This is a genomic window from Rhodopseudomonas rhenobacensis (genome assembly GCF_014203125.1).
Taxonomy (GTDB): domain Bacteria; phylum Pseudomonadota; class Alphaproteobacteria; order Rhizobiales; family Xanthobacteraceae; genus Rhodopseudomonas_A; species Rhodopseudomonas_A rhenobacensis.
Genome location: NZ_JACHIH010000036.1, coordinates 1 through 14,308, shown reverse-complemented (window position 1 = coordinate 14,308; position 14,308 = coordinate 1). Strand labels below are relative to the sequence as shown.

Annotated in this window: 15 protein-coding genes and 1 pseudogene; 8 read left to right on the top strand and 8 right to left on the bottom strand. The window is 65.9% G+C overall.

Features of this window, described 5'->3' with window-relative positions:
• The first annotated feature begins 57 nt into the window (after positions 1-57).
• Positions 58-261 carry a hypothetical protein gene (locus HNR60_RS20750; RefSeq protein ID WP_011663046.1) on the top strand — a complete coding sequence of 68 codons (204 nt, stop codon included), beginning with the start codon at positions 58-60 and terminating at the stop codon, positions 259-261.
• 32 nt (positions 262-293) lie between these two features.
• Here the strand turns inward: HNR60_RS20750 and HNR60_RS20745 are convergent, their stop codons facing one another.
• Positions 294-782: a hotdog domain-containing protein gene (locus HNR60_RS20745; RefSeq protein ID WP_184261641.1), complete on the bottom strand. Its 489-nt coding sequence runs from the start codon at positions 780-782 to the stop codon at positions 294-296.
• A 188-nt stretch (positions 783-970) separates the two neighbouring features.
• Here HNR60_RS20745 and purL point away from each other — a divergent pair, with 188 nt between their 5' ends.
• Positions 971-3,181 (top strand): phosphoribosylformylglycinamidine synthase subunit PurL, encoded by a 2,211-nt coding sequence (purL, locus tag HNR60_RS20740; RefSeq protein WP_184261640.1) that lies wholly within the window; start codon positions 971-973, stop codon positions 3,179-3,181.
• Between the two features lie 262 nt (positions 3,182-3,443).
• Here the strand turns inward: purL and HNR60_RS20735 are convergent, their stop codons facing one another.
• Both HNR60_RS20735 and HNR60_RS20730 read right to left on the bottom strand, forming a co-directional pair.
• On the bottom strand, positions 3,444-4,625 hold the full coding sequence (locus HNR60_RS20735) for an acyltransferase family protein (protein WP_184261638.1): 1,182 nt from the start codon (positions 4,623-4,625) through the stop codon (positions 3,444-3,446).
• Between the two features lie 80 nt (positions 4,626-4,705).
• The gene (locus HNR60_RS20730; RefSeq protein ID WP_184261636.1) at positions 4,706-5,071 is read right to left on the bottom strand and encodes a DUF427 domain-containing protein; all 366 of its coding nucleotides are present in this window, start codon (positions 5,069-5,071) and stop codon (positions 4,706-4,708) included.
• A 180-nt stretch (positions 5,072-5,251) separates the two neighbouring features.
• Here HNR60_RS20730 and HNR60_RS20725 point away from each other — a divergent pair, with 180 nt between their 5' ends.
• From HNR60_RS20725 to HNR60_RS20720, 3 genes and pseudogenes are all read left to right on the top strand, one after another.
• On the top strand, positions 5,252-5,488 hold the full coding sequence (locus tag HNR60_RS20725) for a BolA/IbaG family iron-sulfur metabolism protein (RefSeq protein WP_011472060.1): 237 nt from the start codon (positions 5,252-5,254) through the stop codon (positions 5,486-5,488).
• 53 nt (positions 5,489-5,541) lie between these two features.
• Positions 5,542-5,731: pseudogene (locus tag HNR60_RS24265) on the top strand (low temperature requirement protein A); the annotation flags it as partial.
• A gap of 84 nt (positions 5,732-5,815) precedes the next feature.
• Positions 5,816-6,541, top strand: coding sequence for a hypothetical protein (locus HNR60_RS20720; RefSeq protein ID WP_184261634.1), 726 nt, complete (start codon positions 5,816-5,818; stop codon positions 6,539-6,541).
• Between the two features lie 379 nt (positions 6,542-6,920).
• On the opposite strand, the gene egtD is transcribed toward HNR60_RS20720, so the two are convergent.
• Both egtD and egtB read right to left on the bottom strand, forming a co-directional pair.
• On the bottom strand, positions 6,921-7,892 hold the full coding sequence (gene egtD, locus HNR60_RS20715) for an L-histidine N(alpha)-methyltransferase (RefSeq protein ID WP_184261632.1): 972 nt from the start codon (positions 7,890-7,892) through the stop codon (positions 6,921-6,923).
• A 40-nt stretch (positions 7,893-7,932) separates the two neighbouring features.
• Positions 7,933-9,186, bottom strand: coding sequence for an ergothioneine biosynthesis protein EgtB (egtB, locus tag HNR60_RS20710; protein WP_184261630.1), 1,254 nt, complete (start codon positions 9,184-9,186; stop codon positions 7,933-7,935).
• A 257-nt stretch (positions 9,187-9,443) separates the two neighbouring features.
• Between egtB and grxD the strand changes: the two genes are divergently transcribed.
• Genes grxD through HNR60_RS20695 form a run of 3 tightly spaced genes read left to right on the top strand, consistent with a single transcriptional unit; the run spans position 9,444 to position 11,627 of the window.
• Positions 9,444-9,776: a Grx4 family monothiol glutaredoxin gene (gene grxD, locus HNR60_RS20705; protein ID WP_184261628.1), complete on the top strand. Its 333-nt coding sequence runs from the start codon at positions 9,444-9,446 to the stop codon at positions 9,774-9,776.
• Positions 9,773-10,315, top strand: coding sequence for an O-acetyl-ADP-ribose deacetylase (locus HNR60_RS20700; RefSeq protein ID WP_184261718.1), 543 nt, complete (start codon positions 9,773-9,775; stop codon positions 10,313-10,315). The genes grxD and HNR60_RS20700 overlap by 4 nt, the downstream gene beginning before the upstream one ends.
• Positions 10,316-10,358: 43 nt before the next feature.
• Positions 10,359-11,627 carry a serine hydrolase domain-containing protein gene (locus HNR60_RS20695; protein WP_184261626.1) on the top strand — a complete coding sequence of 423 codons (1,269 nt, stop codon included), beginning with the start codon at positions 10,359-10,361 and terminating at the stop codon, positions 11,625-11,627.
• Here the strand turns inward: HNR60_RS20695 and HNR60_RS20690 are convergent.
• The 3 genes from HNR60_RS20690 to HNR60_RS20680 form a co-directional block, all read right to left on the bottom strand.
• Positions 11,593-12,708, bottom strand: coding sequence for a threonine aldolase family protein (locus tag HNR60_RS20690; RefSeq protein ID WP_184261624.1), 1,116 nt, complete (start codon positions 12,706-12,708; stop codon positions 11,593-11,595). The two genes, HNR60_RS20695 and HNR60_RS20690, sit on opposite strands and share 35 nt — an antisense overlap.
• A gap of 246 nt (positions 12,709-12,954) precedes the next feature.
• Complete coding sequence (rpsD, locus tag HNR60_RS20685; protein ID WP_184261622.1) at positions 12,955-13,572, bottom strand: 30S ribosomal protein S4; 618 nt, start codon at positions 13,570-13,572, stop codon at positions 12,955-12,957.
• A gap of 231 nt (positions 13,573-13,803) precedes the next feature.
• Complete coding sequence (locus tag HNR60_RS20680) at positions 13,804-14,001, bottom strand: hypothetical protein (RefSeq protein ID WP_184261614.1); 198 nt, start codon at positions 13,999-14,001, stop codon at positions 13,804-13,806.
• Positions 14,002-14,308: the final 307 nt, after the last annotated feature.

Genomic DNA, 14,308 nt, shown 5'->3' with positions numbered 1-14,308 from the left:
GTTTCGCCCTCTGGACGCAAGTGGGGCAGGCTACTATCTTGGGTCGAGGAGTGACCCATGGCGACGATGATCTCAGAGGTCTATGACGCTTTTCTCGCGTCGGGCGCGCCGGAGGACAAGGCGCGCAAGGCGGCCGAAGCGATGGCCGCCTATGAAGGCCGTTTCAACAAGATCGAGGGCGACCTCAATCTGCTGAAGTGGATGAATGGAATTACCTGGGCGCTCTGCTTCGGAATTCTGTTCAAGCTTTTCCTGCGCTAGACGCCGCTCGTCGCGTCGTCGGCTTCGCCCGCTCAATGCCCCTCGCCGACCTCGCTCGGCGCGACCTTGCGCTTCACCCTTTTGATCGTCCCGGAAAATGTGAACAGCGGCCGTTCGCCACTGCGGATGATGCCGCGGACGAAGATCAGCGATTTGCCGGCGCGGGTGACTTCGCCGGTGGCTTCGACCAATTCGCCCTCATAGGCCGCGTCGAGGAATTCGCAGCCGAATGCCACCGTCACCGCCGGGCCCTGCAATTCATGCGCGGCGATCGCGAACAGCGCGTAATCGGCAAACGTCATGAAGCAGCCGCCGTGCACGCCGCGCAGCCCGTTGAGGTGCTTCTGCTCGACCCGGAACGCGCAGCGGACTTTGCCGTCGGCCTCGAAGCGGTGCCAGAACGGGCCGTTGTTGGATTCGAAGGTGTCGCGGGTCCAGGTCCGCCAGCCGGCGAATTCGCCCTCGGTGGCGATGGTGAGGTCGGGGCGGCCGAGCGGCGGGAGGGGGGCGGTGTCGGTCACGCATCCGGTCCTTCTGCTGGGAACTGTTCCCCATAAAACCGATCCCCCGCCGCAATGCAATTGCCGGCCGGGCGTCCGGGCAAAATCCGCCATAAAACCGCTTTCCCCGCTGTCGCAATCTTTCTAAGAACGGGCGTTCTCCTTCCCCGCGGGGGAGGCCGATTGACCGTTTCAGGAAATCCGCCGCGATGTCGTCCAAGCCCACGCCGATCACCCCCGAACTCGTCGCCAGCCACGGCCTCAAGCCGGACGAATATCAGCGCATCCTCACATTGATCGGCCGCGAGCCGAGCATCACCGAGCTCGGCATCTTCTCGGCGATGTGGAACGAGCACTGCTCGTACAAATCCTCCCGCATCCATCTCAAGGGCCTGCCGACCAAGGCGCCATGGGTGCTGGTCGGGCCGGGCGAGAACGCCGGCGTGATCGACATCGGTGACAACCAGGCCATCGTGTTCAAGATGGAGAGCCACAACCACCCGAGCTTCATCGAGCCGTATCAGGGCGCCACCACCGGCGTCGGCGGCATTTTGCGCGACGTCTTCACCATGGGGGCGCGGCCGATCGCCTGCCTCAACGCATTGAGCTTCGGCGCGCCGGAGCACCCGAAGACCCGCCGGCTGGTGTCGGGCGTGGTCGCCGGCGTCGGCGGCTACGGCAATTCCTTCGGCGTGCCGACGGTCGGCGGCCAGGTCCGCTTCCACACCCGCTATGACGGCAACATTCTGGTCAACGCCATGGCGGTCGGCCTCGCCGACGCCGACAAGATCTTCCTGGCTGCTGCGTCGGGCGTCGGCATGCCGATCGTCTATCTCGGCTCCAAGACCGGCCGCGACGGCATGGGCGGTGCCACCATGGCGTCGGCGGAGTTCGACAACGACTCCGACGAGAAGCGCCCGACCGTGCAGGTCGGCGATCCGTTCGCCGAGAAGCTGTTGCTGGAAGCCTGTCTGGAAATCATGGCGGCGGATTGCGTGATCGCGATCCAGGACATGGGGGCGGCGGGTCTCACCTGTTCGGCGGTCGAGATGGGCGCCAAGGGCGACCTCGGCGTCGACCTCGATCTCGACGCGGTGCCGACCCGCGAGCCCGGCATGACCGCCTATGAGATGATGCTGTCGGAAAGCCAGGAGCGGATGCTCATGGTGCTGAAGCCTGAGAAGGAAAAGCAGGCCGAGGCGATCTTCAAGAAATGGGGGCTCGATTTCGCCATCGTCGGGACCACCACGCCGACGCTGCGCTTCGTCGTCAAGCACGGCGGCGAGGTGAAGGCCGACCTGCCGATCAAGGAATTGGGCGACGAGGCGCCGCTCTACGACCGCCCGCATGTCGAGAGCCCGAAGCTGCCGGTGATCCACGCCCGCGACATCAAGCCGCCGATCGGCGTGGTCGAGGCGCTGGAGAAGCTGATCGGCTCGCCGGAATTGTGCTCGCGGCGCTGGGTCTGGGAGCAATACGACCACGTCATCGGCGGCAACACCGTGCAGCGCCCGGGCGGCGACGCCGCGGTGGTGCGGATCGAGGACGGCCCCAAGGGGCTGGCGCTGACCGTCGACGTTACGCCGCGCTATTGCGAGGCCGATCCTTACGAGGGCGGCAAGCAGGCGGTGGCAGAGGCCTATCGCAACATCACCGCGGTCGGCGGCAAGCCCTTGGCGATCACCGACAACCTGAATTTCGGCAATCCCGAGCGCCCCGAGATCATGGGGCAACTGGTCGGTTGCCTGAAGGGCATCGCGGAAGCCTGCATCGCGCTGGACTCGCCGATCGTGTCGGGCAACGTCTCGCTCTACAACGAGACCAACGGCCGCGGCATCCTGCCGACCCCGTCGATCGGCGGCGTTGGCCTGCTGGACGATTTCACCAAATCAGCAACCTTGGCGTTCAAGGCCGAGGGCGAGGCGATCCTGTTGATCGGCGAGACCCGCGGCTGGCTCGGGCAATCGGTGTACTTGCGCGACATCTGCGGTCGCGAAGAGGGCGCGCCGCCGCCGGTCAATCTCGAGGCCGAAAAGCGCAACGGCACCGTGGTGCGCGGCATGATCCATTCCGGCACCGCCACCGCGGTGCATGACCTGTCCGACGGCGGCCTGTTGGTTGCGCTGGCCGAGATGGCGATCGCGGGCCGCATCGGTGCTTCACTTGATGCCGGTCCGGAAGCCATCGTGCCGCATGCCTGGTGGTTCGGCGAGGACCAGGCGCGCTACATCGTCACCGTGCCGCAGGACGAGCTGCTCGGCGTCTTGACCAAGCTGAAGGCGGTCGGCGTGCCGTGTCTGCAGATCGGCACCACCGCCGGCCACACGCTGTCGATCGCCGGGGAACGCGCGGTCGATATCAAGGCGCTGGAACACGCGCACGAGAGCTGGTTTCCGAACTACATGGGCGGCAAGGCGTAAACGCCGACGCACGAACTAGCCGTGAAGTTGATTGCAGCGGCGCAGCATCGCTTCCCTCGCCCCGCTTGCGGGGAGAGGGTGGCGTGACAAGCGAAGCTTGTCGCGCCGGGTGAGGGGGCGCCGCGTTCTGTCGAGGCGCCCCCTCACCCGACCCGGCTTCGCTGACGCTTCGCCGGGTCGACCTCTCCCCGCAAGCGGGGAGAGGTGAAGGCAGTGCTCGCAGCGGGCGACCGACTGTAATTGCGGAGAGACGAACCTACACTCACAACACCAACGCCACACCGGGAATCCGCCGCAGCAAAGCGGTGGTGGCCCAGCTTAGAGCCAGCCCCAGCACGAACACGATCCCCGCCTTGGCGATCGCCGGCAGGTCGTAGCCATACAGCCAATATTGCAGCCATAGCATGTAGGCGTAGTGCACCAGGAAGATGCCGTAGGCGTCGTGCTGCAAGGGATCGAGCAGGCTCCAGCCCGAGGTCTTGAAGCGCAGGAAGAACGCCAGGATCGCGAAGGTGATCGCCGCGCTGAACACCACGAAGGCGACCGCGTAGCTCGCCTCGTACGACGCCGGCAGGCCGTCCGGATTGCCGAGGATCTCGCGCTTGACGTAGATCAGTCCCCACAGCGCGCAATACGGCAGAAGCGCGGTGAGCGCCCAGCGCCACCATTCGTTCGGCAATGCGCCGTCCGGGCTGAGCAGGCCGGTCTTGATGTTCGCAGCCCCGATCCCGGCGCCGAGAAAGAAATACGCGGCGTACAGCAGGATCCGCGAGGTCTGCACCGAGAACGGTCCGAATTCCAGCCAGTGGTTCGGCCCCAGCCACACCCGGACCGGCACATAGACGATGGCCGCGACCGCCACGAACACCACGAACAGCACGATCGGCCGGTCGAACGCCCGCACCGACAGCCGGTTGATGAAATCCAGCGCATGCGGCGAGTAGCGATACAGCGCGCCGCCGACGATGCTGTAGATCAGCAGCACCCAGAGAAACCACAACGGGCCGCTCGGCCACGGTCCCTCCGAAACGGTCTTCACCCAGAATTCGCCGAAGCCGAGCTCCGGCGACTGCCGCAGCGCGATCGCGTAGTAGGCGATCGGGATGATGGTCACGGCCGCGAACACGAACGGCAGCCCGAGCCGGATCAGCCGGTCGCGGGCGAACACCCCGGGGCGGCGGTGCGCCACGCTCGGCCACAGAAACAGCCCCGACAGCATGAAGAACATCGCCATGAAGAAACTGTCGGTGGCGAGCACGATGACGTCGAACCCGGCAAACGACTTCGGGTCGGTGTGGCCGTAATAGGTGTAGGGGATCACCGCATGGTGGATCAGCACCAGGATGGTGAGGAAGCTGCGGGTGCGATCCAGCGACAGATTGCGCGCTGAATGTGTGCCCGCCGGCGCGACGGCGAGCTCGATCGGATCCGACACCAGCGTCACGCCTCTATCTCCGTGCTTTCGGCCACCTCGGGGCGGCCGGCGAAGCGCCGGCCGGCCGCGGCAATGCGTCGTGCAAAAAACTACGCTGCGTCGAGTTGCTCGATCGTGACCTTGTCGGGATAGAACGCCAGATAGTCCTTGATCTCGCTCATCGCCGGAAACGGCTCCTCATAGCTCCACACCGCGTTGTCGAGCGTGGCGTCGCCGGCCTTGATGCTGAAATAGCTGGCGTCGCCCTTGTAGGGGCAGTGGGTGGAGCGGGTGCTGCGTTCCAGGAGCTCCTGCTTGGCGTCCTGCCGCGGGATGTATTGGACCGCGGGGTAGCTGCCCTCCTTCAGCGTCAGCGCGCGGGAGGTTTCGGCGATCACCATGTTGCCTGCGGAGACGCGGACCCGGTTCGGGGTCGGCTGGATGGTGATCGGGTGGTCCGGGCCGGGAATCCTCATGGGCAATCCTCAAATTCAGCGGTTCCGTTCAGATGGGCGACGCGAGCGGGCTTTGAAAGGGCCGCACAGGCAATATAGTATCGTTATAGGTTCGGGATGACGCGGCGTGCGGCGGCGGTTAGGCTCGGGGGCGCCAGCGCGGACCGCGATTCGAAGCGGCGTGAGTTTGGGAGAACGTGGATGCCGATGGACGCCCGGGATATTGAATCGATGATCAAGGCGGCCATTCCCGACGCCGAGGTGACGATCCGCGATCTCGCCGGCGACCGCGACCATTACGCGGCGACCGTGATCTCGGAATCCTTCCGCGGCAAGTCGAGGGTGCAGCAGCACCAGATCGTCTATCAATCCTTGCAAGGCCAGATGGGCGGCGTGCTGCACGCCTTGGCGTTGCAGACCGGCGTGCCGGACAGCTGACGCCGGACGACCAGATCATCCCGGACGCGCGGCCGGCGGCCGGCGCCAGCCTGTTGCGCGACCGCAAGCCCGACTCTCACAACCGCGTCACCTATGTCGAATTGTTCTTCGACCTGGTGTTCGTGTTCGCCATCACCCAGATTCGCATTTCCTGCTGGCGCATTTCACCGCGCTGGGCCTTGGCTCGACACCGAACAGACCGTGGTGCGGCTGATGCTGTTCGCGCTGATGGCGCTCGGGGTCGGCGGCCCCTCGCCGATCGAGTAGCGCTTAACCAGGGCTTAACGGCGCCGATGCACCGTGCCGCGGGGGTTCGGAGAGGCCGATTTGTCGAAATGGCAGGAAGATAAGGCGGAAGCCAATCGGCGGGCGCTGGCGCGGCTGAACAAGTCGCTGCCGGCGGTGTTTCCCGCCGCGGTGCTGGCGCGCGCCTTGGCCTGCCGCTTCGTGGCGCCGACGCCGCGGCTGGCGGTCGACGGCTATTGGCGCGACCATCCGCTGCGCGCCGATCGGCTGGCCCGCGCCTTGGCAGCGCGGAGCGGCGCGCCCGAAGGGTGGCGCTGGCAACTCGGCGACGATCGGGCCGAAGGGCGGCCGGCCAGCTTCCGCGCGCCGCCGGCGCCGTATCGCGAAGCCGCCCACGGCAAGGGCGCCGGCTTCTGCTGCGTCTGCGGCCAGCCGGTGTATCGCTTCGGCTGGCACGTCGATCTGTGGGATCGCGGTATCAACCGCAACGCGAATTGGCACTCGGCCTGCGTGGTCGCCTGGCAGTTCTGGAATGCGCCGAGCGGCCAGACCCTGCTGCTGCGCCGTCTGCAGGGCCGCCGCTGCCGGCAGAGCAACCGCCGGCTGCTGCGCGCCGCCGAGGTCGATCACCTGGTGCCGCTGTTCGAGGTCTGGCGCCGGCACCGCGACACGCCGTGGCCCGCGCTATTGGGCTACTGGGGTTTGCCCAACCTGCAGGTGATCAACCGCGAGGTCCACGTCGAAAAATGCGCCACCGAGGCCCGCGACCGCAGCAGTAGCCGCGCGAGCGCGGCAGAACTCGCCTAAGAGCGGCCGAATAGCAGCGAAACTAACAACTGTCATTGCGAGCCGAGGCCGGCGCGCAGCGCCAACCGAACAGCGAAGCAATCCAGGGGCCTCGTGCGCAGCCCTGGATTGCTTCGTCGCAAGAGCTCCTCGCAATGACGAACATGAGCGGTTTGTAGGTCGATGCGCATCACAACAACCAAGTCGTCATTCCGGGGCGCGAGCAGCGTGAGCTGCGCGCGAACCCGGAATCTCGCAACGCTGGCGGCGGTCGGTCCCGACTCGCAGCAAGATTCCGAGTTCGCTCGGGCTTGCGCCCTCGCGCCCCGGAATGACGACATCTTATGGTGGGCGCATCCAACAGAACATAAGCCCCGCGCGGTGTGCGCGACGAAGCTCGCTACTCCGCCGCCGCCAGCGCGTGCAGCGAAAACATGCCGTCGGGATCGGTCCACAGCGCCTGCGGGCTCCAGCCGGAACCGCGCGCCAGCGCGTTGAAGCGCTCGACGCTGTATTTGTAGCTGCTCTCGGTGTGGATGCTTTCGCCGGCGCGGAAGCTGATGTTGCGGCCGAGCAGATGCACGGTCTGCGCCGTGCGGCTGATCAGGTGCATCTCGATGCGGTGGCGCTCGCGGTTGTAGATCGCGCGGTGCACGAACGCCGCGAGATCGAAGTCGCCGCCGAGTTCGCGGTTGATCCGCGCCAGCACGTTGAGATTGAATTTCGCGGTGACGCCGGCCGCGTCGTTGTAGGCCGCGCTCAGCACCCGGTCGTCCTTCTCCAGATCGACGCCGATCAGCAGCATGGCGCCGGGCCCGAGAATCTTGCGGGCACTGCGCAGGAAGCCGCAGGCCTCGAACGGCTCGAAATTGCCGATCGTCGAGCCCGGGAAGAACCCGACCTTCGGCATCTCGCGTACGGTGTGCGGCAGCCCGAACGGCGCGGTGAAGTCCGCGGTCACCGGATAGATCGCCAGTTCCGGAAAATCCAGCCGCAGCGCGGCGGCCTGGGCGTTGAGGAAGTCGCCGGAAATATCCACCGGCACATAGGCGCCGAGCGCGCAGGCCGACAGCAGCGTGCGCAGCTTGGCGGTGGAGCCGGCGCCGAATTCGACCAGCGCGGCACCTTGCGGTATCATCGCGCCGATTTCGGCGGCGCGTTGGCGCAGGATGCCGAGCTCGGTGCGGGTCGGGTAGTATTCCGGCAGGCCGGTGATCTGTTCGAACAGCGCCGAGCCCTCGGCGTCGTAGAAATATTTCGGCGGCAGCTGCTTCGGTTGCTTCGACAGCCCCTCGATCGCGTCGCGCGCGAACGCCGAGGTGGGCTCATCGAACCGTTGCGCTGTGTCCAGCGCGGCGGCATGTACACTCATAACGAACTCCCGGTCGCGCGTGCTGCGCTGTTGAAAACGATCAGCCGCCGTAGTCGGCGAGGCGCAGGCCGGTGAATTGCCAGCGATGATGCGGATAGAAGAAATTGCGATAGCTGACCCGGCGGTGGCCCTCAGGTGTGGCCAGCGACGAGCCGCGCAGCACCAATTGATTGACCATGAACTTGCCGTTGTATTCGCCGAGCGCGCCCTCGATCGCGCGATAGCCCGGGTAGGGCGCGTAGGCGCTGCGGGTCCATTGCCAGCAGAGGCCGAAGGCGTCGTTCAGGGCGCCGGCCCGCGCCGCGACCTCCCACTCCATCTCGGTCGGCAGATGCTTGCCGCGCCAGCGCGCATAGGCGTCGGCCTCGTAATAGCTGACATGGCACACCGGCGCATCCGGATCGACCGGCTGCAAGCCGCCGAGCGTCATGATCTGCCATGCACCGTCGAGCTTGCGCCAATGGCCGGGCGCCTCCCAGCCGTCGCGCTCGACCGCGGCGAAGCCGTCCATCAGCCACAGCGTCGGCGTCCGGTAGCCGCCGGCTTCGATGAACTCCAGCCATTCGGCGTTGCTGACCAGGTTGCGCGAAATCTTCACCGGGCCGACCAGCGCGCGGTGCGCCGGAGCCTCGTTGTCGAAATGAAACGCCTCGCCGGTGTGGCCGATGCTGTGGATGCCTTCGTTCAGGCTCACCCAGTCGTCGCCATGCTGCGCCGCCGGAAAGGTCCAGCCCGGCTGATAGGCCGGCGGGATCGGGTTCTGCGCAAACGCATGCAGAATGTCGGTGATCAGCAATTCCTGGTGCTGTTGTTCGTGGTTGAGCCCGACCTCGACCAGCGGCGCGAGCGTGCTCAGCGTCGCCTCGTCGGCGGCGTTGAAGAAGTCGGCGACAGCGGCGTCGACATAAGCGCGGTAGGCGGCGACGTCGGCGGCGCCCGGGCGGGTCAACAGGCCGCGCTGGTTGCGGGCGTGGCGCGGGCCGGCGCTGACGTAATAGGAATTGAACAGATAGGCGTAGTCGGGGTGAAACGGCGTATAGCCCGGGCAATGCTGGCCGAGCAGGAACTGCTCGAAGAACCAGGTGGTATGGGCGCGGTGCCATTTCGCCGGGCTGGCGTCCGGCATCGATTGCACCACCTGATCCTCGGGCGACAACGGCGCGGCGCGGCGCTCGGTCTCGTCGCGGACCGCGCGATACGCCTCAAGCAGCCGCTGCGACAGCGAAGCCGAGCCGGAGATCGATGACGGCCGATGAGCGGCCGAAGGAGCCGCGGCGGATGCTGGTTTCGTCACGCAAGTCTCCGGTTTTGGGGAAAACGCTGCTTCGCCGGATGGGTTCCGCGAAACAACCGGACTCCCCAGATAGGTAGCCTGAGCAATTCGCGACAGGGTTAAGGCACGGGAAACCGCCTGGCGTCACAACCGCGGCGATGCTCCAGCGGCGTGTACCGACGCCGCCTCGCCGGCATTTGACTTGGGCTGGCCAATGGTTTCGGATAACCTATTTAAGGTTGACGCGCCGTTGAGCGGTGCCGCGAAGGGACCCGAATATGAGCATTGAGCAATTCATCGAGAACGAAGTGAAGTCCAACGACGTCGTGCTGTTCATGAAGGGAACGCCGCAGTTTCCGCAGTGCGGGTTTTCCGGCCAGGTGGTGCAGATCCTCGACCACGTCGGCGTCGGCTACAAAGGCCTCAACGTTCTCGAATCCGCCGACCTGCGCGACGGCATCAAGACCTATTCGAACTGGCCGACCATTCCGCAACTCTATGTGAAGGGCGAATTCGTCGGCGGCTGCGACATCATCCGCGAAATGTTCCAGGCCGGTGAATTGCAGCAGCTGCTCGCCGACAAGGGCATCACCGTGGCGGCCTCCGCCTGATCCGGCAGTTCGGCCCGGTCCGCTGCGAGGTCGTCGTCGCGGACATCACCACGCTTGGCGTTGACGCCATCGTCAACGCCGCCAACGCCTCGCTGCTTGGCGGCGGAGGTGTGGACGGCGCGATCCATCGCGCCGCCGGTCCGCAATTGCTGGCGGAATGCCGCACATTGGGCGGCTGCGCCACCGGCGACGCCAAGATCACCCAAGGCTACCTGTTGCCGGCGCGGCACGTCATCCACGCCGTCGGCCCGGTGTGGCGCGGCGGCGCGGATGGCGAAGACGAGGCGCTGGCGTCGTGCTATCGCCGCTCCATCGCGCTGTGCCGGCACCACGATCTCTCCTCGCTGGCGTTTTGCGCGATTTCCACCGGCATCTACGGCTTTCCGCCGGACCGCGCCGCGGGCATCGCCATAAGCACCTCGATCGCGGCGCTGGCCGCGGCGCCGGCGCTGACCCAGGTGGTCTTTTGCTGCTTCTCCGATGTCAGCGCGCGGCTGCACGAGGCGGAGCTGGGGCGGGCCCGGACTTGTGCCGGGTAAGTCGCCGAATACGATCGGCGACGTGAATCGGAAAGTTGACCTTATGAAAGTGCGGCAGGTGTTGCTGTCGTGGGCCGGCGGGGTCGGGCTCACCCTGCTGACGGCCTATGCGGGGATTGCGGACGACGGCTTCGACAAGCCGGCGGGCGCGCATTTTTCGGCGGCGAAGCTCGAGCGGATCGGCGCGTTCTTCGAAAAGGAAATCGCCAACGGCAAGATTCCCGGCGCCATCCTGCTGATCCAGCAGCACGGCAAGCCGGTGTATTCGCAATTCTTCGGCGTCCGCGATCTCGCGACCAAACAGCCGATGACCGCCGACACCATCTTCCATCTGCACTCGATGACCAAGCCGATCACCAGCTTCGCCGCGATGCTGCTGATCGACCAGGGCCGGCTCCGGCTCGACGATCCGGTCGCCAAATACATTCCGGCGTTCGCTACCATGAAGGTCGGCGTCGAGAAGGCGATCGAGGGCGGCAAGGCGCTGCAGCTGGTGCCGCTGGCCCGGCCGATCACCATCAAGGACCTGATGACGCATACGTCGGGGCTGACCTACGGCTTCTACGGCGACAGCCTGATCCGCAAGACCTGGGGCAACTCCAACATCTATGACGGCGATCTCGACAACGCGGCGTTCGCCGAGCGCGTCGCCAAGCTGCCGCTGGCCGAGCAGCCCGGCACGCTGTGGGACTACGGCCATTCCACCGACATTCTCGGCCGCGTCATCGAGGTGGTATCCGGGCAGTCGCTGTATCAGTTCGAGAAGCAGGCGCTGCTGGATCCGTTGCTGATGACCGGCACCGGCTTCTTCGTCACCGCGCCGGAACGATTGAAGCTGCAGGCCCGCCCGGTGCCGAGCGACACGTTCGAAAACACCGCCGACATCTACATGAAATGGGAATCCGGCGGCGGCGGCATGGTGACGACGCTCAAAGATTTCGCGCGGTTCTCGCAGATGCTGCTGAACGGCGGGGTGCTCGACGGCAGGCGCTACCTCAGAGCGGAGAACTTCAAGCTGATGACCACCGACCACATCGGCCCCAGCTCCGGCGTGGCGCGTGACTACTACTACTTCCCAGGCGATGGCTACGGCTTCGGGCTCGGCTTCGGCGTCCGCACCGATCCAGGCTTGGCCAAGCCACCGCCGCCGGGCTCGCTCGGCGAATTGAAATGGGACGGCGCGTCCGGCTGTTACTTCGTCATCGACCCTAAGCAGGATCTGTTCTTCGTGCTGCTGCAGCAGACGTTTTCCGAGCGGCAGCGGATCCAGACCGAGGTCAAGAGACTGATCTACGAGGCGCTGGAGAACTGAGCACTGCGGGCTCGACGGCCGCCTGCAAAATCTCGCCGACCGCCTGCAGCGTCTCGGCGATCATCGCCGCACTGACGTCGAGATGGGTGCAGGTGCGGATCCGTCCGGCCATCACGCAGGCCAGGATGCCGCGCCGGCGCAACGCCGCCACCATCGCTTCGCTCGGCAGCCCGGCGCCGCCGGTGTCGAAGAACACCATGTTGGTCTCCGGCGGCTGCACGTCGATGCCGGGAATTTTCGCAAGCCCCGCCGCCAGCGCGCGGGCATTGCCGTGGTCCTCGGCGAGCCGTGCGACGTTGTGGTCGAGTGCGTAGTGGCAGGCGGCGGCGCAAATCCCGGCCTGGCGCATCGCGCCGCCGAGCCGCTGCTTCCAACGCCAGACCTCGTCGATGAAGCCGCGCGAGCCGGCCAGCACCGCGCCGAGCGGCGCGCCGAGCCCCTTGCTGAAATCCAGCCACACCGAATCCCAGCCGGCCGCCATCGCGCGCGCGCTGATGCCGGTGGCGACGCAGGCGTTGAGCAGCCGCGCGCCGTCCATGTGGGTGGCAAGGCCGTTGGCCTTGGCGATCTCGACGATCGCCTCGAGCGCCGACAGTTTCCAAACCGCGCCGCCGCCGAGATTGGCGGTCTGCTCGACGCTGACCAGGGTCTGCCGCGGCTGATTGCGGGTCGCCGGACGCAGCGCCGCGCGGAACAGCTCCGGCGCGAACTGGCCGTGCGCGCCGTGCAGCGGTTTCACCTGCACGCCGCCGAATGCGGCATGGGCGCCGCCTTCCAGCGCCACCAGATGCGCGGTGTCGTGCGCTAAAATCTCGTCACCGGGGCGGCAATGCACCAGCGTCGCCGCGACGTTGCACATCGTGCCGGACGGCATGAACACCGCCGCCTCCTTGCCGAGCAGCGCGGCGACGCGTTGGCAAAGGGACGTGACGGTCGGATCGTCCCCCATCTGTTCGTCGCCGACCTCGGCCGCGGCCATCGCCTGGCGCATCGCGGCGCTCGGCCGGGTCTGGGTGTCGGACAACAAATTGATGCGGATCGGCGGCAGGCCTGGTTCGTTCAAGACCGGGGCATAGACCATGATCAGTTCCTGTCGCACGCACGGCAGGGCAGATTGATCATCTCCCTAGCAGTGACAGTCATCTCGCCCCCGAGTCGGCCGCATCTGATGAAAGATAGAGCGGCTGAGGTTCGGCACAAGCGAAATGGCCAAGTAACAAGCGATCTGGAACAAGCTTTCGTGAGGTGGTTTGTTCAATGGTATAATTTTGCAAAGAAAAAGGCCCCGGCGGAACCGGGGCCTTGACGTCAAGCGATGCTGACGCGCTTAGCGCGAATAGAATTCGACGATCAGATGCGGCTCCATCTGCACCGCGAACGGCACGTCCGACAGCTGCGGGATGCGGATGAACTTCGCGGTCATCTTGCCGTGATCGACTTCGATGAAGTCCGGCACGTCGCGCTCGGCGAGCTGGTTGGCTTCCAGCACGAAGGTGAGCTGCTTGGAGGATTCCTTGACCTCGACGAGGTCGCCGACCTTGACCTTGTAGCTCGCGATGTTGACGCGCTTGCCGTTCACCTTGACGTGGCCGTGGTTGATGAACTGGCGGGCGGCGAACATCGTGGAGACGAACTTGGCGCGGTACACCACGGTGTCGAGGCGGCGCTCCAACAGGCCGATCAGGTTCTCGCCGGAGTCGCCCTTGAGCCGGGTCGCCTCGACGTAGATCGAGTGGAACTGGCGCTCGGAAATGTTGGCGTAGTAGCCCTTCAGCTTCTGCTTGGCGCGCAGCTGCACGCCGAAATCGGACAGCTTGCCCTTGCGGCGCTGGCCGTGCTGGCCGGGGCCGTATTCGCGGCGGTTGACCGGGCTCTTCGGACGGCCCCAGATATTCTGGCCCATCCGGCGGTCGATTTTATACTTCGCTTCACTGCGCTTTGTCATCGCGTCCTCTGAACGTCTGATGTGGATGAGGAAACGCGCCCTCCTATGCGCCGGGACTGGCCCGGAGCCGACAGGTCCGTCCTTAAAGCTTAAGGGGAGGACCACGGGTCGCGAAACGCAACGCGGGCCGAAACCGGCCCGCGTTGCAGCGGTGTTCTAGGCATTCTGGGGGCGGGTGTCAATTCGCGGGGCAGCTTTGCCGTCCGGCCCCGATGGCCGCCGCGGCAGCCGTCAGCGATCGATTTTGACGCCGTCGTCGCGTTGCGGCTCGACCGGCCGGGCGGCGCGAGATTTTGCCTCATCCTCGACGCGGTCGAACACCTCGTTGAGGCGCCGGATCAGCGCTTGCTGTTCGGCGGAAATCCCCCGCGCGGGCGCCGGTTTGGCCGGCTTGCGATGCCAGGGGCGGTAACGGATCAGCACGGCCAAGATCAACACGCAGACGGTTGCGATCACCGGCAGCGAAAGCAGGTAGAGGTCGCTATTGGTCATCCGGATCGTCCAGCGCTTCCAGAACCCATTGCCCTATCAAATGTGGGGGGCGGCCGCGGCCAGCAAGTCGCTTTGTCGATCGGAGCGGTGCGGCATCGCTCCCTCGCCCCGCTTGCGGGGAGAGGGTGGCGAGACAAGCGCAGCTTGTCGCGCCGGGTGAGCGACTATCTGGCGTGTCAAGTTGCATTAGCGTATTCGGCTCGCGCATCGCGCGCTTTGGCGTTGAGGCGGACCAGGAGTTTGC